This is a genomic window from Bacillus mesophilus (genome assembly GCF_011008845.1).
Taxonomy (GTDB): Bacteria; Bacillota; Bacilli; order Bacillales; family SA4; genus Bacillus_BS; species Bacillus_BS mesophilus.
The window spans coordinates 185,666-212,464 of sequence record NZ_JAAIWM010000005.1; the positions used below are offsets into that span (position 1 = coordinate 185,666).

Here is a 26,799-nt window from a genome sequence, read left to right on the forward strand (position 1 = left end):
CCTGACTTCTTCTTACCAACTATTAATTAGAACGTTTTGCGCGAAGGTCTTCAAGCGACCAACCTTCATATAAGCCAATATCGTCAAATGCATTTAGAAATGAGTTGTATTCTTTGCTTCCTTCACCGTAAAGGTCAATTGCAGATTGTAAAATTGCTTCACGGAATTCTGCAAAGCTTGCATCATAATGCAAGTAGTCGTAAGCACGATACCATGTGTCAGCAACTACTTCACGACCCATACCATATTCTTCAGCAACTAAGTAAGCTGAGTGCTGGAGGATGGTACAGTTGATATGAACTCCGCCATTATCTGAAGTTCTAGGGAGGTCATAGTATTCATCCATATGCATTGGGTAACGGCCTTCACCATCAATGCTGTATGACCAGAAGCTAGCATTCACCTTGAACTTTCCAGGATTTTCGTTACTTCTAAGAGCTGTACGGCCGCTTTCAAGCCACGCAGATCCTATAATATCTTCACCTATTTCCCAGTTGGCATCATCAACAATTGCTGCAAAAGTATCTGAGTATGCCTCATTTATTGCACCAGTTTCAAAGCGGTAACGAAGACCACCATTATAATGAGTTATACCGTGAACCATTTCATGTGCAGTTACATCAAGTGATGCAAGAGGTATGAACTGCTTGCCGTCTCCATCCCCATAGGTCATCATAGCAAGTCCGTTACTCCAAAAGGCATTATTATACGATTTATAGAAATGGACACGGGAATTTATTGACATTCCGTTATTATCAAGAGAATTCCTGTCATGATTATTCTTGAAATAATCATATACAACCTTGGAATTGCTATGAGCGTCCACTGCAGGCCCCTGTCCAACTGCTTCCCACGAACTGCTGTCACCACTGTACAATACATCCTTCCAAGAAGCATCATCGTTAGAATATAACCACATTTGGTTTGTCGTATTTTTCATATTGTAAGTAAAGATTCCGTCCATACCCTTAATAGTGGAGTCAGCAAGATAGAATGTTGAACCCTCACCACTTCCTGGGATGTTTCCATGGGAAGTAGATAAGTTCTTAAGAACTCCAGTTGTACCAAACCCAACTCCACCAGCCGGCTTTAAACGGCTTGCATTTTGAATCGCAGTTTGAGTTGGACCCGATTTAGATATACTGTCATTATCTGAAGCATTTAAATCAATAACATCACTGAAGAATCCAAGACCAGTCATCGCATTATACTTTTCGATAACCTTTCCTGTTTGTGCGTCTATGTATGCATACCAATTCCCTTGCCCTTCTCCGTAGAATTCTACATTAATTCTATATGCTAGGTAAAATTGGTCTTCATGGGGGAAAATAACTAGTTCGGTAGTCTCAAAATCCACCTTCTCTGGTGCCCCTACAGCCTTCTTAGCAGCGCTCATTGCAGCTGTTTCTGAAACTGAAGGAACAGTATTAATTTCTAAATCCTCTATGACAGGATTAAAATTTCCGTTTACACTAGTAATCTCGTTATTTTCATTATAGTGAACATTAATTTGGTTACGATCAACCTGCAAACCATCTTTCATTTGCTGTAATCGGACATGAGTCTTACCTTGTTCATCCTTATCAACTTTAACTTCTTTTAGGCTTTTGACGGGTTTATTTATATTGAAAAAGGACTTATGCTGCTCTAAAAACTTTATAGCATTCTCACTACTAGCGTGAGACCTCTTTGTGGAAAGTTTGCCAGCAACAAAGGTTGGAGGTCCTTTCCTGTCTTCACCAATTACACGCACCTTTCCGTTGTTTAACTTTTTGAACTCTTGCAGTGAGTTTCCTTCCGCATAGGAGGTTGAAAAGGGACTTCCTAACAACAGAGTGGAAGCTAATGCAATTCCTACAATCTTTTTCTTCATTCTCATACCTTCTTTCGCTAATTTTTATTTCGTAACCTGGAATTTCCATAATATGAAATACCGTGTTACACGTTATTAGCGTACTTATATAGCAATCTTGAATCAACAGAATTTTCCATCTACTAATCGTCAAAATTTTTAGCTTTCGGTAATTAATGATTAAATATTCCTACTATTTAAAATTCAAGAAATCTATTAATATATTCTTATTTATATTGTCATACCAAGTTTTTTATAGAACCTGAAGCAATGCTTAAGGAGATTGAAAATTTCAAAGTGTGTCGATTTATGGAATGCAAATCCCTAAAAAGACCTACAAGTCATTAAGTGATGAGAAATCGGGAGTATTTACCTAGATTTGGAGTATTTAAGGGAATAGTGGATTCGCTTTACTAGAACTTGTTCTAAAGCCTATTTTTCTTATATTCAGCTAAAAATAGTCGAAGAAAGCACTTCTTTTAAGACTCTTCACAGTGTTGCAAAAAATTTGAGACGTAGTTATCAATTGCATAACTTCCAAATTGAAGCGGAAAGTCAGTAATTTCTCTCGCTACGAACGTATCAATGCATGTCCCACCATAAAAGTGAGAAACTTCCCCTTTTAACCCCATAAGAAAAACCACACTACCCTAGCTTATAAAAGCTTTATAGTGCGGCCCTCCTTCTCCAACAAAACTTATGATGGTTTACCTTACATTTATGACATTAAATTTTCTCTACTACAATCGTATAGGTTTTAGGTAGACCGATATCGTGAACTTTATGGTTCGGTTCCTCTTCTAATGTTCTAATCATTAGGCCCTCTTGTCCTAGCATCGTAATGACTTCACCAATCGTCCATTTGCGTTGTGATACCTTTACTAGCTGTTCCTGCTGCTCTCCCATATGCTTAGAAAAAGCAACTTGTCCACTTTCTACTAGTGGTGAAAAGTAGTTTCCAGTCACTCTATGCTTTTTCCCTGATGATGTAATGAGCTTTGTGGAAATAGGATGAAACTCGTGTAAAAGAAAAATCCCGCCTTTTTTCAAGAACATTTTAATTTTATGAAACAGTGGCTGAAGGTCCATAAAATAATGAAGAACGCCGAGCTCCATTAAGATAATATCTGCAGTGTCCTTTACACTAGCTTCTGGTAGCGAGAAAACATCCGACTCGATATAGTCCAAAGCTACTCCCGCTTCTTTTGCCAAAGCCTTGGCATATTCTGCATTTTCCTTAGAAAAATCAACAACTGTAACGTCTGCACCTAACAAAGAAAGAGCTACCCCTTTAATTCCATTAGAACCTAGTAAGTGAACCACTTTCTTTTCATTCACATTGCCAAGATGACGGTAAAAGGGATGTAAACGCCATTCTGGATTTTCTTCAATCTTTTGGGCTGTTCTCTCTGGCTCACCATAGCGTTCAACTAATGCATCATATTGATCCTGATTCCAAGCAAGTTTATTTTGATGTGTTAACTTTTCCTGAAGGTCTGATAAATATTGTCGAACTACCTTTTCATATTTCTTATCTCTAAATAAATGGGCATAAAGAGATTCGACCCAGATCTCATGGCCATCTCTTATTACATGAATATGATATGGATCCGTTCTGACCGTCGTATTAAACTGACAAGAAACTTGAATCACACCCCCCTCATACACCATCGCAAACTCTGCATGGGTAGCTGTTCGCTGAACAGGTGTAGTCATATACTCTTCAAAATAAGAACTAATATTATCAAATAGATCCCATTGAACCTCCACATACTGATAATCTGACTCCACTTCAATTCCTTGTAGTAGTAAAGCAGTGGACTTTACGAATCTATAGGGTGTAATAGCTTCTAAGCTTTGACTCAACCTTACTAACGTATCTTCTATGTATGTACTCAATTATGAAAGCCTCCTTTTCTAAAAGGAATGGCTGACCCCAGTTTGGATCAGCCATTTGTATTACGCTTTTTTCTCTTCTAGCTTTGTTAACATATCTTTTGTCATTTTTTCTAAATCATACTCTGCTTCAAAGCCCCACTCTTCTTTAGCTGCTGTCGCGTCAATCGAATCTGGCCAGCTATCGGCAATGCTTTGGCGAACTGGGTCCACATTATAATCAAGTGTAAATGACGGTATATGCTTACGAATTTCAGCAGCTACCATTTCTGGCTCAATGCTCATTGCCGTTACATTGAACGAATTACGATGCTTTAGCTTTGCCGGATCAGCTTCCATTAAATTAACGATCGCATTTAATGCATCTGGCATATACATCATATCCATATAAGTCCCTTTGTCGATATAAGATGTATAAGAGCCCTTTTCAATTGCCTCATAGTAAATTTCAACCGCGTAATCAGTCGTTCCACCACCAGGAGGAGCCACATAGGAAATTAATCCTGGAAAACGCAAGCCTCTCGTATCTAACCCGAATTTATGGTAGTAATAATCACATAGTAGCTCTCCCGCTACCTTATTTACACCATACATAGTCGTTGGGCGCTGAATCGTGTCCTGTGGTGTTAGGCTTTTCGGTGTAATCGGTCCAAAGGCACCAATCGAGCTTGGCGTAAAGAACTGACAGTTTTGCTCTCTACTTACCTCTAACGCATTAACGAGACCACCCATATTTAAATTCCATGCTAGTAAAGGCTTTGCTTCTGCTGTTGCAGAAAGAAGAGCTGCTAAATGGATAATTGTATCTACTTTATGCTTTTGAGCGATTTCAGCCATTGCTGCAGCATCGGTTACGTCTAAAATTTCAAAAAGACCATCCTTAACGACATGACTATCATTTTCACGGATGTCTGTTGCAATCACATTGTCTGTTCCATAGGTTTTGCGTAATTTATCGGTCAATTCGGTTCCAATTTGACCTAATGCACCGGTCAATAATATCTTTTTCATGTAAAGAATCCCCCATTGAATTTATAGCGTTATTTAAATAATCCCCATCTCTTTGCCAACTTTTTCATAGATCGCAATTGCTTCGTCAAGCATTTCCTTAGTGTGCGCTGCAGTTGGCATATTACGAACTCGGCCTGTTCCACGAGGTACTGTCGGGAATACGATTGATTTCGCGTAGACACCTTCTTCATATAAACGCTTACTGAATTGCTGTGTTAATGCCTCTTCACCAATAATACAAGGAGTAATCGGTGTTTCACTATTTCCGATGTTAAAGCCTAAGCTCTTCAAGCCCTTCTTTAAATAGTCACCATTCTCCCAAAGCTTATCATGCAGCTCTGTGCTTTCCTGAAGAATCTCAATCGCTCTTTTGCTAGCAGCAACATCTGCAGGAGTAAGTGAGGTTGAAAATAAGAATGGACGGCTACGAACTTTTAACCAATCAATTAAGTTTTTCTTTCCTGCCACATACCCTCCAACAACTCCAATTGCCTTTGAAAGGGTTCCAATTTGAAAATCAACCTTGTCTTGAAGTCCGAAGTGCTTTACTGTTCCTGCACCTTTTCCTAGTACACCAGAACCGTGAGCATCATCTACATACGTCATAATGTCAAATTCCTCAGCAATTTGTACAATTTCAGGTAACTTTGCTACATCTCCATCCATTGAGAACACACCATCAGTAATGATCATGATTTTCTTATATAGACCAGATTCTTTAGCTTCTTTCGCTTTTGCACGTAAATCTTCCATATCAGAGTGATTAACGCGGATGATCTTCGCTCTAGATAAACGACAACCATCAATGATTGAAGCATGATTTAGTTCATCGGATAGAATCGCATCATCTTTATCCATTACAGCTGAAATGGCTGCCATGTTACACATAAACCCAGACTGATAAGCAATAGCTGCTTCAGTTTGCTTGAATTCAGCAATCTTCTCTTCAAGCTCAACGTGGATTTTTAATGTTCCATTGATCGTACGTACTGCTCCTGCTCCTGCACCGTAACGCTCTAATGCTTCTGTAGCTACTTTCTTTAACCTGTCGTCAGTAGCTAATCCTAAATAATTGTTAGAAGATAAATTGATTAACTCTTTTCCGTCAATCGTAATCATCGGTCCATTTGGACTCTCTAAAGGATCAATCACATTATATAACCCTCTGGTTTTTAAATCTTCTAGGTTTTCATTTAAAAATGCTTCTAGTGTTTTACTGGACATAAAAATGACCTCCTAATAGTTTTTGTAAGCGCTTTATGTATATATTTTATAAGTGTTTATCTAATTAAAATAGTTCCAGTTATAGAGTATCATATTTTTAGTAAAAAGTTCCTCTGTTGCATAATTCAAAAAACTTCAATTATACTCATACTAGTATTTAATCTGAATGGTTCATATTAAACTTTCTCCTTAAATCTGCATATTTAAACCATCCTAAAACAATGATATTGATTAGGGTATTCATTTTTAAAACTTATATTTATATAAGAAAGGAATTAACAAATGAGAAAAGGGAATTTAGGGCCTGTATTTTTTATCTCTATGGTGGTGATTACCTTATTTGTGTTATGGGGAATCATCGCACCTGAAAACTTAGCGGAACAGTCATCTAATGCTTTAAGCTTTATCACTGTCTCGTTTGGTTGGTTTTATTTATTTGCTACCTTTGTCTTTTTAGCCTTCGCCATCTACCTGGCTTTTGGACCGTTTGGGAAAATTAAGCTTGGTGAAGATGATGAGGAACCTGAGTACAATTATTTCACATGGTTTGCGATGTTGTTTTCTGCAGGAATGGGGATTGGACTTGTATTCTGGGGAGTCGCAGAGCCCATTTATCATTTTATTACGCCTGCCCTAAGCAGCGTAGAAGGTGGGACTCCAGAAGCAGCTAGATTAGCGTTGCGTTACACCTTTTTCCACTGGGGCCTTCACCCATGGGCTATTTACACGATTGTTGCTTTAGCACTTGCATATGCTCAATTTCGTAAAGGTGAATCTGGTTTAATTAGTTCAACCTTCAAGCCTATACTAGGTGACAGGGTGCACGGTCCAATTGGTAAAGGGATTGACACTTTAGCAACCATTGCGACAGCCTTTGGAGTAGCAACCTCTTTAGGTTTAGGTACCTTACAAATAAACGGCGGCTTATCATATGTACTAGGGCTTCCAAACTCGATTCCGGTTCAAATGATGATCATTTTAGTCGTAACCATTTTATATATGCTCTCTGCAACAACTGGTTTGAATAAAGGAATTCGCTATCTAAGCAATTTAAACTTGGGACTAGCTATTGGTTTATTACTTTTCGTCATCATTGTTGGACCGACATCTTTTATCATTGATGCGTTTACTACAACCATTGGTGATTACTTGGATAATATTATTCCGATGAGTTTTAGGCTAACCCCCTTCACTCAAAGTACATGGGTTGGTGCGTGGACCATCTTTTATTGGGCTTGGTGGATCGCTTGGGCACCGTTTGTCGGTACATTTATTGCTCGCGTTTCGAGAGGAAGAACCATCAAGGAATTTGTACTCGGTGTATTACTAGTTCCAACTGTATTTGGAGCCATTTGGTTCTCAGCATTTGGAGGCTCAGCGATCTTTTTTGATCTATTTGAACAGCGTGGTATTTCCGAGGCTGTGAACAATGATGTCACCACGGCATTATTTATTACATTAGAACAGTTTCCGTTGTCAGCCATTGTTGGAACACTGGCCACTCTACTCATTATTACATTCTTTGTCACTTCCGCAGATTCCGCTACATTTGTATTAGGAATGCTTACTTCAAATGGTGTGTTAAATCCAGCCACTTCTACAAAGTTAATCTGGGGAGTTTTACAATCCTCGATTGCAGCCGTCTTACTGTGGAGTGGTGGACTAAATGGATTACAAACTGCCTCCATCGTGGCAGCACTCCCCTTTGCTGTCGTAGTCTTATTTATGGTCGTTTCCTTAAATAAGGCATTGAACCAAGAGGTACGGGAGCAAAGAAGAAAAGAACGAAGAAGAATTAAAAAGCTTGAAGAGCTGCTGAAAGAGTCGGAAAGTAGTTGATAATAATAAAAATGCTCAGAGTAAAAATCTGAGCATTTTTTTAATCATCATCTAATAAAGCTTCCTCAATATACTCCTGGAGTTCCATTTTCACTTCTTCCAATGATTCATCAAGGAGTTCACCTATCACTTTACTTCCAAGAATATTTCTAGAAATCGGCATTCCTAAGAAGTAACGCTCACATTCCCATATTTTCACGATATGCAAGTCAATTAGTTCGCCGCTTTGATCAGCAATCCCTATTGAAACAGATGAATGATAGCCTGGTGTGAAAGGGTTACTACCTTCACGTTCGAACCCTGCGTCAAAATCAAAGTTTTTCTTTTCAAAAATTAGCTTATACTCTAGTAATAATTTTTCAACTAAAAGTTGTAGGTTCATTTCCATTTCTTCTATAGTAACCTTCAATGCCTCATTGAAATCAAGTTGCCTGTATTTCAACTTATAACTCCTTCGTTCGTTCTTTTCCCTCTACAGTAACAGCAAACTTTCTAGTCATTGACTTTATTTGCTCAACAGTCCTAAACCGGAGTGCAGACCAATCTTCATCAATGGCTACCTGCCTAACAGGCTCAAACCCTTGATCTGAAAGTAGACTCGCAACAGTCTCACGGCTACAATCAGAACCCTTATATGTTTTCGAGGATTTCTTAGGATAACATAGCCACATTAGACCATTCTCTTCAAGAACAGCTACTCCCTTAATTGCTAACTCCTTGATTGTCTCATTAGTGGTACCAAACACTTGTACAAAAGAATAGGCTTCCTCTTTAATCTCAGTATGTACAGTCGCTTCAAAAGCAGAGATGACTTCTTCATATTCCTTTGGTTCGTTTAAAATAAGAACTGGCTTATCCTGCGTTTTAATCTGTAGCTTCTTTAAAATAGGATGTAATTCCATTTTGTGATTTCCCCTTTTCCTCTTCATCTACCACTATTTTATGAATTATATAAAAGCAAAGCAAATGTATAATGGATTGTTGTTACGAAAGGCAATCAAAATCAGGTATGTTGTAGAAATTCCCCTGCTTTGACAATGAAGATGTGTAGCGAAAAGACTGAGAACGTAGTATGATGAGTCAAGATAATATTTGATTTTGGAGGAAAATGATTCATGAGCTTATTAACAGTTGAAGGTTTAGGACATAGCTTTGGTGATCGTACGTTATTTAAGGATGTTTCCTTCCGTCTATTAGCTGGTGAACATATTGGATTAGTCGGTGCTAATGGAGTCGGAAAATCTACATTAATGAATATTTTAACAGGTGAAATTGTTTATGATACAGGTCGTGTGGAATGGTTACCTACTGTTCAATATGGCTATTTAGATCAACACACCGTTTTAACAAAAGGAAAATCGATTCGCGATATATTAAGTGATGCTTTCTTACCTTTATATGAAAAGGAAAAGGAGCTTAACGAAGTAACAGAGAAAATGGCAACCGCCACTCCTGAAGAACTAGAGGAACTATTAGAACGAATGTCAGAAATTCAGGACCGCCTAGAAGCTGGCGGCTTTTATATGCTAGATATTAAGATTGAGGAAACAGCGCGAGGACTTGGGTTAGATGCAATCGGCCTCGACCGTGATGTATCGGCTCTAAGTGGTGGTCAGCGTACAAAGGTACTGCTTGCCAAGCTTTTACTAGAACAGCCAGAGGTACTATTACTAGATGAGCCTACAAACTATTTAGATGTAGAGCATATTCGCTGGTTAATTGGATATTTGAGAGAATACCCAAATGCATTTCTATTAATTTCCCATGATACCGAGTTTATGAATCAAGTAACTGGAGTTATTTTCCACCTCGAGTTCAGTAAGCTGACTCGTTATACTGCAACGTATGAAAAGTTTTTAGAGCTTGCTGAAATTAATAAGAATCAACACATCAATGCTTATGAGAAGCAAAAAGATTTCATTAAGAAACAGGAAGACTTTATTGCTAAAAATAAAGCACGTTATTCTACAACGGGACGTGCTAAAAGTAGACAAAAGCAGCTTGATCGAATGGAAAGAATTGATCGACCAGAAACTTCTTTGAAACCAACGTTTGATTTTAAAGAGTCTCGTGGTAGTAGCCGCTATGTTTTTGAAGGTGAAGATTTAGAAATCGGCTATACATTCCCGCTTCTTCCTAAGCTCTCAATGACGATTGAGCGCGGTGAAAAAATTGCGATAGTCGGCTGTAACGGAGTCGGTAAATCAACGTTACTTAAGACTATCTTAGGTAAAATCAAGCCTTTAAGTGGAAAAGCTATTCAAGGCGATTTCTTGTTTCCATCATACTTTGAACAAGAAGTGAAAGCAGAAAATGTTACTCCTATTGATGAAATATGGAATGCATTCCCTAGCATGGATCAGCACCAAGTTCGTGCTGCGCTTGCTAAATGTGGACTGAAAAATGAACATATCTCGCGCCCACTAAGTCAACTAAGTGGTGGAGAGCAAGCAAAGGTCCGTTTATGTAAGCTGTTAATGAATGAAAGCAACTGGCTATTATTTGACGAGCCAACTAACCATTTAGATGTAGTAGCGAAGGAAGAACTAAGGCGTGCACTAAAAGCTTACAAAGGTACTGTTGTCCTTGTTTGTCACGAACCTGATTTCTATGAAGATTGGATCACGAAGGTTTGGGATGTAGAAGAATGGGCGCAGGAAAGTGTAACGAAATAACATAATTCTTAAAGGCCAGTGAATCATTACGATTTACTGGCCTTTTTTGTGATTAATCTATAGTTAGAACATTTTCAAAGGCAAAACCTAAGTAACGATAAGAAACGGTCACCTCGTAAACTTCTTCCTCATGCCCAATTGATAATGCATAGGAAGAATCCTCCTCAGAAGCTGTATGATTATTGACCTTTTCAAGATTTTGGGTAGGAACAGTTTGCGGTTCGATTTCTACTGAATCAACCTCTTCAAATTGATAACCCTCCACTTCTTTACCTTCAAATTGATCTGTAATTGCAAGGCTTCCTAGTGGGTTGCTTACCTGAAGCATTACTTTCTCAGGCTTGATGCCACCATTTATATAAACTTCTTCAATATGTACATTCCCAAGATTACTTTTATTACCGACTTCTATTAAAAGAACTTTATGGTTTGAAGATGACCCTATAGCACCACTAACTAAAGGTGGATTACTTTTCAAATAGCTGATGAAGCCTACACCAATCAACAATACCAAACATACGATCATCACTATTCTTTTCACCATTTTCTCACCCTCTCTACATACCCTATGTTCTTCATTATAAGACGGCTTGGAAATATTTTCTAAATAATTACTTAAAATTCATCTATTCAAGTATAGGTTGGGTGAATTAGGAAAAATTACAAATAAATAAAACTTTAGGGGGATTTATCATGAGTTGGGAAAACAAACTTCCTCAATTTCCAGAGCCATTTTGGCGTGATACTACAAAATTACCAAGCTTTCCAAAGCTTACAAAGGATATAAAGGTTGATGTCGCTATTGTGGGTGGTGGAATTTCTGGCATTACGACAGCCTATCAGCTGACTAAGCAAGGTTTAAACGTCGTGCTTATTGAGGCTGGAAGACTTCTTAATGGAGTCACCGGACATACCACCGCTAAAATTACCGCTCAGCATGACATTATTTATGATGAACTCATTAGTCATATGGGTGAAGAAAAGGCTAGACAGTATTATGAAGCGAATACCGAAGCCCTTCAATTTATAAAGAGAACCGCTAGAGAACAGCATATTGATTGTGACTTTATTGAGGATGACGCTTATGTGTATACCAATTCAGATGAGAAATTATCAAAACTAGATAAAGAGGCAGCTGCTTATAATCGATTAAACATTTCAGGTGGACTGGTTTCTTCCATGCCACTTGATATCGAAATGAAGTCCGCCATTGTAATGAAAAATCAAGCACAGTATCATCCGTTGAAATTTCAAAAGGCATTAGTTCAAAAGATTGTAGATGCAGGTGGAACCATCTATGAACATACCACAGCTACTGACGTAGAAACTGGAACACAGCCTGTCGTTACAACAAGAGAAGGTCATAAAATCACCTGTGATTATTTAGTTGCAGGCTCTCATTTTCCTTTTTATGATAAGGGCTTCTACTTTGCACGTATGTACCAAGAACGTTCTTACTTGCTTGCTATAAAAACGAAGAAGGAATATCCTGGCGGCATGTATCTAAGTGCCGAAACACCTAAGCGCTCGCTTCGTTATACATCTTTTAATGGAGAAAAGCTTGTGATTGTTGCTGGAGAAAAGCACAAAACTGGACATGGAGTCAATACCATGAAGCATTATGAGCACTTATCAATGTTTGGCGATGAGTTATTTGGAATAGAAGAGATTGTGAACCGTTGGTCTGCACAGGATATCACTACTTTGGATAAGGTTCCTTATATCGGAGCCATGACAAAGGATCTTCCTAATATTTTTGTGGCTACTGGTTATCGTAAGTGGGGAATGACAAACGGGACGGCAGCAGGTTTACTATTGAGTGACTTAATTCTAAAAAAGGATAACCCATATGAACAGTTATTTACCCCTTCTCGCTTTTATGCGGATCCTTCCATAAAGAATCTTATTACACAAAATGCCGATGTAGCTGGACATTTTGTGGCTGGAAAAGTTGGCATGGTTCACAAAAAGATTGAAGAGCTCCAAAACGATGAAGGCGCAGTAGTAAAGGTAAATGGTAAGCGAGCAGGCTGCTATAAGGATATGAACGGAAAAATTTATACAGTTGATACGACATGTACGCATTTGGGTTGTGAGGTTGAATGGAATAATGGTGAACGTACTTGGGATTGTCCATGTCATGGTTCAAGATTTTCATATGACGGGACAGTTGTAGAAGGACCAGCCAATCAGCCATTAAAGAAAGTGGATTTAGAATAACGATTCTCTATCATTTGACTTATCTTTCACTATATTAATAACGCATTAACCTCCTTTCACATATACTACAATGATATTTTAAGTGAAGGAGGTTGCGTTACGATGAGATACAACATTACAAGGGATTATATCGATCGTGGCAATTCAAGACCAGGCACGTCTAATAATTCGATTCAGTTTATAGTTAGTCATGATACAGGAAATGCTGGATCAACCGCATACGCTAACCGTAATTATTTTGATTCTGTACAACCCTCTGCTTCTGCACACACGTTTATTGATGATAATTATATATTGGAAATCATTCCTCTTGATGAAATTGCCTATCATGTTAGATACAATGTATCCACAGATGACCGACTCTATGGAGCTGATGCAAATGATGCAGCTATAGGAGTTGAACTTTGTTGGGGAGGAAGTATTAATTTTGATGAGGCCTATAAGCGATATGTTTGGTATCACGCTTATTTATTAGATCGCTTTGGACTAGATCCTGATGAGGATATTGTTGCCCATAGTACACTTGATCCTACTCGTAGAAGAGATCCACAAAATGCATTACAACGTTATGGAATCTCTTGGAACCAATTTTTGGCTGATGTTAAACAATCGTATCAAAACATTTTTGTAGACGGACAAGAAATGGCCGACGATACTCCATCAGTTAGAGGGGTTTCAGTTGAACTACCGTTAGGAATAGGCGATGAAGGACAGTTTGTCCGCGAAGTGCAGCAGGAACTCATTCAAGCTGGCTTCCCACTTCCACGTTTTGGTGCAGATGGAGTGTACGGAGAGGAAACAGAAACTGCTGTCATGAGATTTCAACGTCGATATGGCTTAGTAGTCGATGGCCTTGTAGGTCCCAATACCCTTAGAAAGCTTAACGATGTGTTAGGATCTAGCAATCCATCAAATGAATTTCCTCTAGCGAATGGAATTCTACGCTCCGGTGATGAAGGTACAGGAGTTAGACAGTTACAGAGAGTATTAAAGCAGGTTAATTTTGATCCAGGTGCCATTGATGGTATTTATGGACCTAAAACCGCGGATGCAGTTCGACGTTTTCAATCGATGTATGCAGCGCTAGCAACAGATAGTATATATGGACCTAATACTAGACGATATTTACGAATGGAATTAGCAGATCAATCTTAAATAACTCTTAAGAAAATGGAACGATACTTAAGGACCGTTCCATTTTTTGTTTTATAGTTTTACGGAAGCTCCTACTTTTGCATTTGGATCAATGGTAATTGAATTTGTATATTCCACACGATCAATCTCACATTTATCACCAATCACAACATTTTTCCCTCTTACCAACTTAGCCTTCGTTACGGCTAGATTTACCTCATCGCCTTCAATTAAGTCCGACTCTAATAAATCAACACGCTTCTTAAAGAAGTTTATAATATGCTTTAAAAGACTCGAAGAACCGTATTGCTTTACCACAATTTTTTCTCCACCAATTTCTTTTGCCAAAGAATGATGTCCAATGTTCAGCTCAATAGAATCTGCACTTAGTAATCCTTTAATCTTAATGCTTCCATTTGAGCGAAATTGCTCTACCTCACAGCTTTCATCCACTTTTAGTTCCCCATTAACCTTTACGGCTCCGCCTGTAACTCTACCATTCACATGACTTCCACCGTTTACCTCGAAGTCTACTACTTGAAGGTCCTTCTTAAACTTTCCTGAACCATTAACGATTAGTTCATTAACCACTACATTACCTTCCAATGTAGCACTTCCGTTAATTTTCATATATGAGGTGTTTGTATCACCTTCAATTTTTGCTGAACCATTAAATTTGATCGAGTCAGATTTTACATTCCCCTCAACTTTACCCGATCCATCAATCTTAAGCAGCTGACACTCGATATCACCTAGAATAGCTCCACTGCCATTAATTTTAACGTCTTCATAACTTCCTCCACCAGCCGCGCCTGAACCATTAATTTTTATGTTTTGTTTTTCTTTGGTTTCGATACTCATTTCTTCCAACCTCCAATTATTTTAATTTAGGCTCTGTTAAACTATGTTGTTGATTTTCGTTTCGGGACACTCGCTTTCCGCGGGCGGGTTCGGAAGCCTCCTCGGCGCTATGCGCCTGTGGTGTCTCCCTTACCACGCTTCTCCCGCAGGAGTCTCGCGTCCCTTCACTTCAATCAACCCTGCTAAATAATCAGCATCGTTCTTTAACACATCCTTAATTTAAAAGCTTTGTTTTCTGATAATATCTTGTTTTTTAGAATAGTGTTTCGTTTCATTTAGAATATTTAAGATCAACAACCTTTACGAGAAAATTCAATTTGATAGCCTAATCTTTAGTTCGTTTAGGTACTCTATTAAGCTTATTTTAAAAATAATCGTGACCTGCTGTTGAAAAATCATTTGGCTATCTACAGGGGTAAGCATCCATACTACTTCTTGTTTTTTTGAAATAGCTAGAAGGTCATAGGCTGTATTCTGTTTGCTGAAGTCAAGGTCCTTAAGGAAAACTAGCTCTTCTTCGTAAAGCTTTTGAAAAGAAGAACTCTTCTGCTCAGCGAGCTTTTCACATATAAATAAATAAAATACATCATTAAAAGAAAGGTTAGTAAGCTGACTATTTTTAGACTGTGTATATTGTAAAGTAGTCTCTCTTAAAAACCCTTTCAGCTCTTCCAAGCTAACATTAACATTGGCAGGATTCGGCGAAAAAAATGCTGCCAACTCTTCTAATGAATAAGCATCCTTTAATTCAAGGATTTTTTGGACCCTACCTACAATTTTCTCTTTTGGAAAGTAAGTTTCCTGTCCAGTAAAGCTTGATTTCTTAATGAACCAGCTTTCTGGAATAAGGTCCATTCGCTTCCAGCGATACAGCTGTCCGTATGAAATACCCGTATACTCCAACAATTCCTTCTTTGATAAAAGCTCTTCTTCCATGTGTTCACCTCTTTGTAACAAAACATTGTTTTATCAATTGAACTCAGTGTAACATAACATTGTTTTGTTTACAAACCTATTTTTACATTTATTTTCCAAATTAATTTTTAGAAACAATAAAGCACCGTGTCAATATTGGCTCTCTAAATATCAAAAAACCCTCATCAGCTTGCTGATGAGGGCTACTTGTATATTATAAAGGTAGTAACGCTACGTTTTCTTTCTTCTTTAGCTCTTCAACCATAGTCAACCATTCAGCAGGCTTATCTGGTAGAACTGAGTAATAGGTTGTTAAGAAGTCAACTACTAATGATGCTGGTAGTTCTGTTAGTTCTTTACTGATTGGCATGAAGCATAGGTCTAGTCCGGAAACAGCTGCTCCGTTATTTTCCCATGAAGGATGAACATATTTAAAGTCTAGTCTTTGGTAGCCTAGGTGTGATAATACTTCACGACGAACAAATGGGTTCATCATAGGAACTCCGCCAAAATCGAAATCCTCTTTTTGGTATGGATCATAAATTTCAGCAAACATTCCTTGAAGCTGTTGTCCACCGTTCTCTTGAGCTATTTTTTGTAAATGAGATAGACGATTGTTTGCTAAGAAGCGCCCTAAGCTTAGTCCTGCTTGACCTACGATTGTAAAATCTGTCATCGCTACATTCCATTGTGGATAGTACCGATATTCAGTAATACCGACAACCTTACCTTCATGTACAGCTACATAGACGAAAATACTTGGATCTTCCAAAGGTTCTTTCCAAAGGGAGAACTCCAACACCTCTTCTGGAGGAAATACTTCTTTCATTAGGTCATGTAGTTGCTTAAATAGTGGTTCATCTATACTTTGAACTCTTACATATTCCATTATTATATTCTCCTTCTCTAATAACCTATCTGTTTACTTTTATATCGTGCCAATCAGTATAAAGGTCTGTTCTACGATCTCTCCAAGTCGTTACAGAACCTTTTTCTCTTACTTCATATAGAAGACTTAAATCAAGATCTGCTGTAACAAGCATATCGTTGTTTAATTCGCCCTCCGCTAACAGTCCTTGTGGTGGGAATGGAATATCGTTTGGTGTAATGATTGCTGCCTGCCCAAAATTGGCTCTCATAAAATCAACCGTTGGAAGTGAACCGACAGTACCTGTTAGTACAACGTAAACCTGGTTCTCAACCGCACGCGCATGACTGGTGTAACGAACTCGATGGAAGCCATGACGATCATCTGTACAAGAAGGACAGAAAATTACATCTGCACCCTTTGCCTTGGCAATTCGAACGATTTCAGGAAACTCAATATCATAGCATGTTAAAATGGCAATTCTACCTTTTTCGGTGTCAAACACATTAAAATCATTTCCAGCAGCCATATTCCATTCATGTACTTCAGTTGGTGTAATATGAAGCTTCGCTTGCTCCTCTACTCGACCATCTGGATAAAATAAGTGAGCAACATTGTAAAGCTTATCTTCTCTGTTGATCACGTGGGTACCACCAATAATATGCATCTTATGCACAACAGCTAATCTAGTAAATAACGTTATATATTGTTCAGTAAAGCCTGGAAGCTCATTAATCGTTAAACCTGTTCCTTGGCTACTACCGATCGATAAAAGCTGTGTCGTAAAGAATTCAGGAAACAACACAAACTCTGAACCATACTCAGCAGCTGTTTTAACATAATGCTCACATTGAGCAGCAAAATCCTCAAAAGACTGAATTGAATGTAAGTGATACTGAACTGCAGAAACACGAATTTTCATTTATCTACCCCTCTCTAAAAAACAATTTAATTTGATTATAAACATTTCACACTAAACTACAAGGGATATGAATCAAATACATTAAATTCCACTCAAACATTAACGCATTAAAGCAGTGGGGGCCTGGCCCCCATTGCTTTAATGCGTTAAACAACCTCTACTATTTTAACGAATGCAATCCTGCTAGAAAGGTATTTACTAACAAATGCAGACTCTTGTCTAGGTTGACTGGTAATCCGAATGCTTGTTTTTGTTCGAGGGAGGCGAATCCATGGAGGAGGCTTCGAAGACCTCGAACAGCATGTATGGCGTTTTCCCTTTCTAGCTTGTATTCTTGAAGTACCTCAATGGTAAGTTCGACAATGCTTTTTCCTGCTTGTTGAATTTCAATATTCTCTGGGTTAGGGGCGGCTAAGGTTAGTTCATATAAGCCAGGGTTCTGTCTGGAAAATTGTACATATCCGATTGACATAGCATGAACTGCCTCATCACCCGTTTTATTTCCAATCGCTGCTTTCAAGCCATGAAATAATCGGTTCATTCCAATCAATGCTAATTTATTTCTTAGATCGTCTAACCCTTCAATATGATTATATAAAGAGGGTGTGCGGATGTTCAGTCTCTTAGCGAGAGTGGCAAGAGTAACAGCTTCCATTCCTTCATTATTAGCTAGCTCAACCGCAACTTCTATAATTGTTACTTTATCTAATCCCATTCTCGGTGACATACTTATCTCTCCTTAATTTACTGCCCGTAGTGCAGCTTCTATTGCTACATCTATAGATTGTACTGGATCCTTAATCATCTTCCCGTGCCCTACCGCTAATAAAATTGGATTTAACTCCCTAATCTTTCTAGCACTCTCTATCGCTACTTCCTTATTCCATGTTGCCATAGCTGGAAAAGGAAACAAGAGATTAAGCTTACCCGATACTGCAATACCACCTTTTGTTTGAAAAGCATCACCCGCTACAATTGCTCTACTCCTCGTATCAAAAAATGACATTGACCCTGGTGTATGCCCTGGAGTGGAAACGACCAACAAAGAACCAACTATATCTCCATCCTCTAATAATATATCTGGCTTTGTCTTTAAATTTTTAGGAACACCACCCTTAATAGGCGTACCGGGTTCATTCGCATCAAGCGACTTATCTCCTGCTAGTAACCGAGAATCCCTCTTAGAAAGATAAACCGGAACATCCGGGTAGAGTTCCTTAAGTGAATCAAGACCAAGTACATGGTCATCATGTGCATGCGTTAATACAATCCTTACAATTGGCTTCCCAATCTCTTTCGCTGCAGCAACAATCCCTTTCACACAAAAATCCATACCAGTATCAATTAACGTCAATCCATCCTCTTCCTCTACAAAGTAGCAATTAACTGGGAAAACCTTAGGCATAAATGCTAATTGAATGATAGAACCAACACGATTTATTTGCATATCATTCTCTCTCCTTCTCAAAAACTAATGTCGTTAGTTTTATAATAAACTAATACCATTAGTTTTAACAAGCACATTTTTCCAAAAATAAAAAAACACCGCAGTAATACGGTGCCATTCTATCCTTCAATTCTTTTGAATCTATATTGTATTTTCCTCATCACCTGATTTACCACTTCAGAGGAAACAAGCCCGATTGCAATCGCACCTGAAATTAGAAACACTTTCACCGCAGATTCTATAGCAAAATTATACTCATTTGAAACAATATTGCGCATTGCATCATAAGCTAATCCACCAGGTACAAGTGGAATAATCCCCGCTACACTAAAAATAATAATTGGTGTTTTATATCGTCTCGCAAAAAATTGACTAATAAAGGCAATGAAAAAGGCCGCTAGGTAGGTAGCAATAATAAGGTCGAACTTATATTCAACTAGGATAAAATAAATCATCCACCCTACCATTCCAACAAATCCACACTTAATCAAACTATTTTTCGGTGCATTAAATAAAACCCCAAACGCAGCTGATGCAATAAAGCTAGTGATTACCTGTTGAATCCACATAGCAGTTCACCCCCATCGCTAAAATAATAAAATGACCATCGAAATACCGCCACCAATAGCAGTTGCGGTTAAAAAGGCTTCAGCCCCTTTTGAAATCCCCGATACCAAATGCCCTGCCATCAAATCACGTACTGCATTCGTAATGAGCAAGCCAGGTACTAGTGGCATTACCGACCCGATAATGATCTTATCTAGTTCATGCCCTATTCCAGTTACCACGAATAACAAAGCCAATAAACCGATCGTTAAAGAAGCAGAAAACTCCGCAAAAAACTTAATTTCAATCACTCGATTGATATAAGAGGAAACGATAAAGCCTACTCCCCCTGCGATGCAAGCCGGGATAAAATCATTCCAGCCACCCAGAAACATAATAAGGAAACAACCACTCGCAATCGCAGCCGCTAAAACCTGTAGATATAATGGAAAAGCCTCTTTAGAAGATTCAACCTCCTGAAGCTGTTCGTGAGCATCATCCAAGCTTAGCTCCCCATTACTAATTCTCCTTGAGATGCTATTCACAACGGTTACCTTATATAAATCTGTTGTTCTGCTCATAATCCGAACAAGCTTTGTGATTTCTGGTCCACCCGTTGAAAAGATAATCCCGGTTGGCGTCACATAACTTTCCGAGTGATGGATTCCATAGGAAACTGCAATTCGTTCCATCGTATCCTCAACCCGATACGTTTCAGCTCCACTTTGCAGCATGATTTTACCTGCTAATAAGCATACGTCTATAATGTCATAGCGCCTTTGCTGTTCTTTTTCTTTCATGAGTATCACCCTAATTTGAATATTCACCTAAACCTACGGTAACATACCTTTATTTTTACAGCATCACTTTCACTCCAATTTCTTTTAATAAAGGCTATTTTCATATACATTGTTGTTAAAAATCCCAGAAGCCGGATTTTTACCCTAGTAGTAAGATTGTACTTTACATGCAGAGAGTCGCTCTTTTCTACTATGTAGCGATTTGGTACAAAATAACTCTGTGAGCATCTTAACTTAGGGGTTAAATGCAACAAAGTTTTAGAAAAGAGCCTAAAAAATGGACAAAAAACCCTTAGCAAGTATATGACTAAGGGTTCTACATTATTTCGAAAATTGCACACGATGTAAATTGGCAAAAATACCACCTTTGTTTAACAGTTCATCATGACTACCTTCTTCAGCAATTCCATCCTCTGTAACTACAACAACTTTGTCTGCATTACGAATCGTTGCAAGTCGATGTGCAATAACAAGAGTAGTTCGATCCTTTGCTAGCTCAGTTAACGCCTGCTGAATAATCATTTCCGTCTCTGTATCTAAGGCAGATGTCGCTTCATCTAGAATTAAAATTGGTGGGTTCTTCAGGAACATTCTCGCAATCGCGATTCTCTGCTTCTGTCCACCTGAAAGTTTAAGACCACGCTCTCCAATTTCTGTGTCATATCCAAATGGTAAAGAGTTTATGAAATCCTCTAAGTGCGCTCTCTTAGCAGCATCGGCAATTTGATCTTGTGTTGCCCCTAGCATTCCGTAAGCGATGTTCTCGCGAAGCGTTCCTGTGAACAAAAACACGTCCTGCTGAACAATTCCGATTTGAGAGCGTAACGAATGCTTCGTCATTTTTCTAATATCCATCTGGTCAATCGTAATCGACCCTTCATTGACATCATAAAAGCGCGGAATCAATGAACAAATCGTTGTTTTACCGGCACCAGAAGGTCCAACAAACGCAACTGTTTCACCAGCTCTAATGTTTAAGTTAATATGTTCTAGCACAGCTTTATGCTCGTCATAGCGGAAGCTTACATCATTAAATCTGATATCACCACGAAGGTTAGGTACTTCTACTGCATCCTTCGCATCCTCCACTTCAGGTTCCATATCAATTAGCTCTGTAAAACGCTTAAAGCCTGCCATTCCTTTTGGATAAAGCTCCATTAAGGCACTAATTTTATCAATTGGACGTAGAAGAACATTTATAAATAGAACGAAAGCTACTAATTCTCCATAAGTTAACTCACCAGTAAAGCTTAACCAAGCACCATACACTAACACGATTAGAATAATAAAACGCGTTAACATATAAACACCAGAGGAGCTAAACGACATAATTTTATAAGCATTTAACTTAGCTTGACGAAATCTCTGGTTATTTTTCGTGAACCTAGCGTTTTCAAACTTTTCATTTGTAAAAGATTGAACCACGCGCACACCAGATACACTATCTTCCACTCGTGCGTTGACATCTGCAATATCACCATACATTCTCTTCCATGCCTTATTCATCTTTAAGTTACAAAACACAATTAATAAAATTAAAAATGGCATAACAATGATTGAAACAAATGCTAACTTCACATTAATCGTAAGCATTATCCAAAATGCACCTAAAAACGTCATCAACGCAATAAAGACATCCTCTGGACCATGGTGAGCAAGCTCTCCCAAATCAAACAGATCGTTGGTAATACGACTCATAATATGACCCGTCTTGGTATTATCAAAAAAGCGGAACGACTGTCTTTGCACATGCTGAAACAGCTGCTGACGCATATCTGTTTCAATATTAATCCCGAGCATATGGCCCCAATAGTTCACCACAAATTGAGCAAACGTGCTTGTCATATAAAGTACAAAGAGTCCAATACTTACCCAAACAATCGCTGACCAATTCTGGGTTGGAAGCAGGGAATCTATGAACCACTGAACCGCTAATGGAAAACCAAGCTCCAATAGCGCTACAAACACTGCACAACTGAAATCTAGCACAAATAACTTTTTGTGCGGTAAATAATATGTAAAAAATCGCCGTATCATCTAGCTGTTCCCCCGTCTATACTACTACTTTTTCTATATAGGAATTATAGTTCTAATCTATCAAAGCTTCCATTCTATAATTTTACTAGAGCTCCAGCTTTAATCGACTCATAACAGGCTTCAATTGTTTTGATATTGTTAATCGTCTGCTGTCCTGTATAAGAAGGCTGTTTATTTTCTAAAATAGAATTTGAAAAATGCTCGATCATTAGTACATACTGATTTCCACTGAAAGTTTCGCTTCTACTTTCACCATTCTCCGTCGTTACAATGATTTCTCCCAACCCATCGTCACGGCGATCTGGTCTGTACGCCATAGGTACAGATATTCTTCCTTTTGTTCCCTCTACTTCATACGTATCATTCATCGGCTGTTCAAAGCCGGAATAAATACTTGCTGAAACACCATCTTCAAACGTTAAAATACCAGTTGCACTGATATCAACTTGATAGGTAGGATGAACATTGCCTTTTACATATACCTCTTTGGGCTCCTGACCAAGGATAAGTCTAGCAGCGTGGATACAATAACAGCCCACATCCCATACACTTCCTCCACCAAGCTCTGCATTCAGCCTAATATTATTGCTATCCTCAAGATTTAATTTAAACGTAAAGGTTGATTGAAAGTGCTTCACCTCACCAATTACACCACTTGCAATGATCTCTTTCACTCTTGCATGCTGCGGTTGAAATTGATACATAAAGGCTTCCATGAACAGAACATTATGCTTCTCACATGCATCCACCATTTCTTGAACATCCTGACTTGTTAAGGCAGCAGGTTTTTCACAAAGAACGTGCTTCCCCTTACTCGCTGCTTTGATGACCCATTCTTTATGTAGAGTATTAGGTAATGGAACATACACGGCATGGATATTAGGATCATCTAACAGTTCATCATAGCTTGTATAAACATTTGGTATTTCTAAATTTTTTGCTACTTCTTGAACCTTGTTATTACTACTTCCCATTCCATATACATTTGCATTTTTTGCATTCTTTATAGCTGGTATCACTGCCTTTTGGGCAATATTTGCCGTGCTTAAAATACCCCAATTAATCATAAGGCACTTCCTTTCTGAATTTTCTACCTATAATCATATATCAATATGTAAAAAGTGACAAAGATTGGATGTTTGCCTACTCATTTCTTCATAATTGTATTTAAATCTCTTACTTTGTATATATATGGTAAACCCAAGAAACAAACAGTTTCCTTAAAAAGGAGGAGATCTTTTGCAATTCGAATCTTATCTTCTAATGGGCTTTATTTTTGTTGGAATTATTATTCTGGGAATATATGATACCAAGAAGAAAAATGAAGTTAAATTTGAGAAAATTAGATTGGAATGTGAAAAGGTTGCTTTAGAACAAACAAGAATGAAAAGTGAAAATCAATGAATTCACATTTCATTCTTGTTTTATTTCATTTGAATTAACCCTCATCTATCTCCTCGACCAATGTGCAGGACTAACTTCCGTCTCAGCAAATTCAAGTGATGTACGATATGGTCTGAATAATACCTGCTTATTCACAGCATACAAATCCTGTGGACTACAAAGAAATAAACCTAATGCTTCCTTATACACGTATCGGTCGATCTCTTTCGACACCTCTAATAAATCCTGTCTATTTACCTGAGACGAAAGTTTCTTAAGTAAGGCTTCAAACTCTGGGATAACAGGCCCTGTTCGTAAAGCACCATCCATACCAAAGAACTCACGGTGAAAGAATGCTGGAGTTGTTTCTAAAAATAGTGCTGATGTGCTTCCAAGATACAAGTCCCAACTTGGTGTAAGACGTTTCTCCGCAATCATCCTCTTCAGCTTCACTTCATCATAGAGTGAAAAAACAGTTACATTCACACTGATTTGCAGTGACTCTCGTAGTTGTTCCGCCAATACAAGGGCTGGTTGTTCAAATTCCTTCATCGTCGCAATCGTAAAGGCTTTACCTTCTGGCCACCCAACTTCTCTTAATAAACGACGTGCTTCACTTGGCTGATATGCCCTTGGCTGCAAATCCTCTGGAAAGTCTAACGCCCATGGAGGTGTCAAAGCCGGCACCTCACTTGCATACCCATAGAACCCTTCCTGAATAAATCGAGCTCGATCAACACCCAGGTTAAAAGCTAACCTTACCTTTTGGTCGTTGTAATTAACATCCTGACGATAGCGATTAAACAAACCCACAAAAGCTTTATTCCCATGTACATTTACTAAATTAGCAAACCTTGAAGTACGAACCTTTTCTGCATCTTTCGGGGCCACTCCATTTACAAGATCAACCTGACCTTCAGTAGACATGCAAAGATTTAATGCCTCTTGTGGTGATATGTCATTACGAAACACCACCCGGTCCAACCTAGGGCCTCTTTGTTTATTCCAATAATAAGGATTAGCATCTAACGTAACATAAGGGGTTCGTATCTCTTCGGTAGTGATCCAAGTAGATGAAAAAGGCACTTCATTTATAATAGCCTGAACATTATTAATAGAAGAAAAACCGTCTGAAAGTATAAATGGACCCGTGCCCCACGGACCTGGTGCATCAAGCACTCACCAATGTCCCTCAGCAGTTCCAAGTGTTTTATAACCAAAACCAAGCTTTTGCCAAAATAGCTTATTCGCAAAATGATACCCACGTAACTTTCCCAGAGCTAACCCATCGGTTTTAGGAAAGAGAATTCTCACCGTATACTCATCGATTATTTGAAGCTGCCTACCCTTCGGTAAATTCAACCAAGTGCCTGGCGGATGTGGTGCAATCCATGGCCCAATCTGCGAAAAGTTTTCTTGTACATCATTTACAGAAAAAGGCTGACCATTATGAAAAATCACACCTTCTCTTAGCTTCAGTTCAAGAGTTATTGAATCTACCCACTTCCAATTAGTAGCAAGTGAAGGAACAATTCGACCAACACGATCTGCACGTACCGTTTCCTCCATTGTATTAAAGAGAACATAAAGCCAATTTAACGGCGTCGGATCTACAGCATAAATCATCCCATTACCCCTCATATAACAGCTCCTTTTACCTAGAGTTAGTTATATATATACCGATGTTAAGGTTGATATCCATGTATCTTTACTGATCCGGAAAAAGAGCTTTTAACTTGGAAATGTATAATCCACGAAGAGTTAATGAAAAATACGGGAGAACTCCTTTTTTTCTTGAGGAAAAATAGGCTTACTTTGTATGACCGGAGGTGGATGTCTTGGGAATCGAAGTGTTTATCTTAATTATATTAATCATCATCAATGCCTTTTTTGCTGCTTCTGAAATTGCACTCATTTCTCTAAATGACAATAAAATAAAACTGCAGGCTGAAAGTGGAGATAAAAAGGCGATTATGCTAATAAATCTCTTATCAGAACCTAGCCGTTTCCTAGCAACCATCCAAATTGGAATTACTTTAGCTGGTTTCTTAGCCAGTGCCTTTGCAGCAGAAACCTTTGCGGGTGAATTAACTGAATTTCTCCTATATATGGGTGTTCCGTTAGCTCCGAGGCTTTTAGGCACCATCTCGGTGGTTGTAATTACATTAGTGCTTTCCTATTTCACACTGGTGTTAGGTGAACTTGTCCCTAAGCGGCTAGCCCTACAAAAGGCTGAAGCTATTTCCATGTTTGCCGTCACCCCATTAACTTTTTTGCTAAAAGTCTCCTCACCATTTGTGAAGCTATTAACGTTTTCCACTAATACCATTGTTCGTTTATTTGGAGTCGACCCAAATGCCCAAGAGGAGAATGTAACAGAAGAAGAAATTAGAATGATGATTGATGTGGGAAAGGAAAATGGAACGATTCAGGAAGCTGAAAAGGTGATGATCAATAATATCTTTGAATTCGATAATAAAACGGTCTCAGATATTATGACGCACCGAACAAATATCACGGCTCTATCTATTAATTCAACCTTACTTGAAACCGTTCGCTTCGTTAATACTGAAAAATATACTCGCTTCCCCGTTTATGAAGAAAACATTGATCATATTGTTGGAGTTCTGCACGGAAAAGATTTAATTCAATTTGTTGAAAACTGTGAAGAAGCAAACTTTAATATGAGAGAGCTCATTCGCGATCCTTTTTTCGTTCTAGAATCAAAACCAATTGATACTCTTTTTAGAGATATGCAGAAGTACAATATCCATATGGCCATTGCCATCGATGAATATGGAGGAACTGACGGCATTGTGACGATCGAGGATGTTCTTGAAGAAATTGTTGGGAATATCTTTGATGAGTATGACGAGCCTGAATTTGATGAGGAAGAAATCATCCAGCTTGAAGATCTGACCTACATTATTCCTGGAACGACCAATTTATATATTGTAGAAGACTTGTTAAAGACAGAATTTCCTACCGAGGAATACGACATTTTAAGTGGATTCTTAATTGGACAGCTTGGATATATTCCGAATAATGGTGATCAGCCAGAGATTGAATATAAGGATTATTTGTTTACAGTGAAGGAAGTAAACGAGAAAAGGATTGTTCGGGTTGAGGTTGGCTTAAAAAAGGATAGTGGCAGTTAATAAGGGATACC

General features: G+C 38.4%; 25 protein-coding genes and 1 pseudogene. 7 read left to right on the plus strand and 19 right to left on the minus strand.

Going from position 1 to position 26,799, the window contains the following annotated elements; translation table 11 throughout:
* Nucleotides 1–22: 22 nt before the first annotated feature.
* The 4 genes from G4D63_RS14870 to G4D63_RS14885 form a co-directional block, all read right to left on the minus strand.
* Nucleotides 23–1,873 (minus strand): M4 family metallopeptidase, encoded by a 1,851-nt coding sequence (locus G4D63_RS14870; RefSeq protein WP_163180464.1) that lies wholly within the window; start codon nt 1,871–1,873, stop codon nt 23–25.
* A gap of 705 nt (nt 1,874–2,578) precedes the next feature.
* Complete coding sequence (locus tag G4D63_RS14875; protein WP_239585985.1) at nt 2,579–3,751, minus strand: class I SAM-dependent methyltransferase; 1,173 nt, start codon at nt 3,749–3,751, stop codon at nt 2,579–2,581.
* 60 nt (nt 3,752–3,811) lie between these two features.
* Nucleotides 3,812–4,759, minus strand: a complete 948-nt coding sequence (locus G4D63_RS14880) for an L-threonine 3-dehydrogenase (protein ID WP_163180465.1) — start codon at nt 4,757–4,759, stop codon at nt 3,812–3,814.
* Nucleotides 4,760–4,792: 33 nt separating this feature from the next.
* A complete protein-coding gene (locus G4D63_RS14885) occupies nt 4,793–5,983 on the minus strand; it encodes a glycine C-acetyltransferase (protein ID WP_163180466.1) in 1,191 nt (396 codons plus the stop codon).
* Nucleotides 5,984–6,265: 282 nt separating this feature from the next.
* On the opposite strand from G4D63_RS14885, the gene G4D63_RS14890 reads away from it, so the two are divergent.
* Entirely contained in the window at nt 6,266–7,822 is a 1,557-nt protein-coding gene (locus tag G4D63_RS14890) for a glycine betaine uptake BCCT transporter (protein WP_163180467.1), read from the plus strand.
* A gap of 40 nt (nt 7,823–7,862) precedes the next feature.
* Here G4D63_RS14890 and G4D63_RS14895 read toward each other — a convergent pair whose 3' ends face one another.
* Nucleotides 7,863–8,264, minus strand: coding sequence for a hypothetical protein (locus G4D63_RS14895; protein WP_163180468.1), 402 nt, complete (start codon nt 8,262–8,264; stop codon nt 7,863–7,865).
* Between the two features lies 1 nt (nt 8,265).
* Complete coding sequence (locus tag G4D63_RS14900) at nt 8,266–8,724, minus strand: DUF3052 domain-containing protein (RefSeq protein ID WP_163180469.1); 459 nt, start codon at nt 8,722–8,724, stop codon at nt 8,266–8,268.
* A 213-nt stretch (nt 8,725–8,937) separates the two neighbouring features.
* Between G4D63_RS14900 and G4D63_RS14905 the strand changes: the two genes are divergently transcribed.
* Nucleotides 8,938–10,497: an ABC-F family ATP-binding cassette domain-containing protein gene (locus G4D63_RS14905; protein WP_163180470.1), complete on the plus strand. Its 1,560-nt coding sequence runs from the start codon at nt 8,938–8,940 to the stop codon at nt 10,495–10,497.
* 52 nt (nt 10,498–10,549) lie between these two features.
* Here the strand turns inward: G4D63_RS14905 and G4D63_RS14910 are convergent, their stop codons facing one another.
* Nucleotides 10,550–11,041, minus strand: coding sequence for a hypothetical protein (locus G4D63_RS14910; protein ID WP_163180471.1), 492 nt, complete (start codon nt 11,039–11,041; stop codon nt 10,550–10,552).
* A gap of 149 nt (nt 11,042–11,190) precedes the next feature.
* On the opposite strand from G4D63_RS14910, the gene G4D63_RS14915 reads away from it, so the two are divergent.
* The 3 genes and pseudogenes from G4D63_RS14915 (at nt 11,191) to G4D63_RS22135 (ending at nt 13,872) form a co-directional block, all read left to right on the plus strand.
* Nucleotides 11,191–12,717 carry an FAD-dependent oxidoreductase gene (locus tag G4D63_RS14915; RefSeq protein WP_163180472.1) on the plus strand — a complete coding sequence of 509 codons (1,527 nt, stop codon included), beginning with the start codon at nt 11,191–11,193 and terminating at the stop codon, nt 12,715–12,717.
* 102 nt (nt 12,718–12,819) lie between these two features.
* A pseudogene (locus G4D63_RS21910) lies at nt 12,820–13,332 on the plus strand (peptidoglycan recognition protein family protein); the annotation flags it as partial.
* A gap of 27 nt (nt 13,333–13,359) precedes the next feature.
* Nucleotides 13,360–13,872 carry a peptidoglycan-binding domain-containing protein gene (locus tag G4D63_RS22135; RefSeq protein ID WP_275580315.1) on the plus strand — a complete coding sequence of 171 codons (513 nt, stop codon included), beginning with the start codon at nt 13,360–13,362 and terminating at the stop codon, nt 13,870–13,872.
* A gap of 51 nt (nt 13,873–13,923) precedes the next feature.
* Here G4D63_RS22135 and G4D63_RS14925 read toward each other — a convergent pair whose 3' ends face one another.
* The 10 genes from G4D63_RS14925 to G4D63_RS14970 all read right to left on the minus strand — a co-directional run bounded on the left by G4D63_RS14925 (nt 13,924) and on the right by G4D63_RS14970 (nt 23,314).
* On the minus strand, nt 13,924–14,712 hold the full coding sequence (locus G4D63_RS14925; RefSeq protein ID WP_163180474.1) for a polymer-forming cytoskeletal protein: 789 nt from the start codon (nt 14,710–14,712) through the stop codon (nt 13,924–13,926).
* Between the two features lie 312 nt (nt 14,713–15,024).
* Nucleotides 15,025–15,648: a DUF4004 family protein gene (locus G4D63_RS14930; protein ID WP_163180475.1), complete on the minus strand. Its 624-nt coding sequence runs from the start codon at nt 15,646–15,648 to the stop codon at nt 15,025–15,027.
* A 193-nt stretch (nt 15,649–15,841) separates the two neighbouring features.
* Nucleotides 15,842–16,516, minus strand: a complete 675-nt coding sequence (locus tag G4D63_RS14935; RefSeq protein WP_163180476.1) for a GNAT family N-acetyltransferase — start codon at nt 16,514–16,516, stop codon at nt 15,842–15,844.
* A 25-nt stretch (nt 16,517–16,541) separates the two neighbouring features.
* Nucleotides 16,542–17,417, minus strand: coding sequence for a carbon-nitrogen hydrolase family protein (locus G4D63_RS14940; RefSeq protein WP_163180477.1), 876 nt, complete (start codon nt 17,415–17,417; stop codon nt 16,542–16,544).
* Nucleotides 17,418–17,577: 160 nt separating this feature from the next.
* Nucleotides 17,578–18,144 carry a TetR/AcrR family transcriptional regulator gene (locus G4D63_RS14945; protein ID WP_163180478.1) on the minus strand — a complete coding sequence of 189 codons (567 nt, stop codon included), beginning with the start codon at nt 18,142–18,144 and terminating at the stop codon, nt 17,578–17,580.
* A gap of 12 nt (nt 18,145–18,156) precedes the next feature.
* The gene (locus G4D63_RS14950; protein ID WP_163180479.1) at nt 18,157–18,864 is read right to left on the minus strand and encodes an MBL fold metallo-hydrolase; all 708 of its coding nucleotides are present in this window, start codon (nt 18,862–18,864) and stop codon (nt 18,157–18,159) included.
* A gap of 119 nt (nt 18,865–18,983) precedes the next feature.
* The gene (locus tag G4D63_RS14955) at nt 18,984–19,433 is read right to left on the minus strand and encodes a threonine/serine exporter family protein (RefSeq protein WP_163180480.1); all 450 of its coding nucleotides are present in this window, start codon (nt 19,431–19,433) and stop codon (nt 18,984–18,986) included.
* 18 nt (nt 19,434–19,451) lie between these two features.
* Nucleotides 19,452–20,210, minus strand: coding sequence for a threonine/serine exporter family protein (locus G4D63_RS14960; RefSeq protein WP_163180481.1), 759 nt, complete (start codon nt 20,208–20,210; stop codon nt 19,452–19,454).
* Between the two features lie 321 nt (nt 20,211–20,531).
* On the minus strand, nt 20,532–22,247 hold the full coding sequence (locus G4D63_RS14965) for an ABC transporter ATP-binding protein (RefSeq protein WP_163180482.1): 1,716 nt from the start codon (nt 22,245–22,247) through the stop codon (nt 20,532–20,534).
* 74 nt (nt 22,248–22,321) lie between these two features.
* The gene (locus tag G4D63_RS14970) at nt 22,322–23,314 is read right to left on the minus strand and encodes a Gfo/Idh/MocA family protein (protein ID WP_163180483.1); all 993 of its coding nucleotides are present in this window, start codon (nt 23,312–23,314) and stop codon (nt 22,322–22,324) included.
* 172 nt (nt 23,315–23,486) lie between these two features.
* On the opposite strand from G4D63_RS14970, the gene G4D63_RS14975 reads away from it, so the two are divergent.
* Entirely contained in the window at nt 23,487–23,651 is a 165-nt protein-coding gene (locus G4D63_RS14975; protein ID WP_163180484.1) for a hypothetical protein, read from the plus strand.
* A 45-nt stretch (nt 23,652–23,696) separates the two neighbouring features.
* Here G4D63_RS14975 and G4D63_RS14980 read toward each other — a convergent pair whose 3' ends face one another.
* Complete coding sequence (locus G4D63_RS14980; RefSeq protein ID WP_338023973.1) at nt 23,697–24,809, minus strand: ABC transporter substrate-binding protein; 1,113 nt, start codon at nt 24,807–24,809, stop codon at nt 23,697–23,699.
* Nucleotides 24,810–25,271 carry an ABC transporter substrate-binding protein gene (locus tag G4D63_RS14985; protein WP_163180485.1) on the minus strand — a complete coding sequence of 154 codons (462 nt, stop codon included), beginning with the start codon at nt 25,269–25,271 and terminating at the stop codon, nt 24,810–24,812. It lies immediately after the preceding gene.
* Nucleotides 25,272–25,468: 197 nt separating this feature from the next.
* On the opposite strand from G4D63_RS14985, the gene G4D63_RS14990 reads away from it, so the two are divergent.
* Nucleotides 25,469–26,788 (plus strand): hemolysin family protein, encoded by a 1,320-nt coding sequence (locus G4D63_RS14990; protein ID WP_163180486.1) that lies wholly within the window; start codon nt 25,469–25,471, stop codon nt 26,786–26,788.
* Nucleotides 26,789–26,799: the final 11 nt, after the last annotated feature.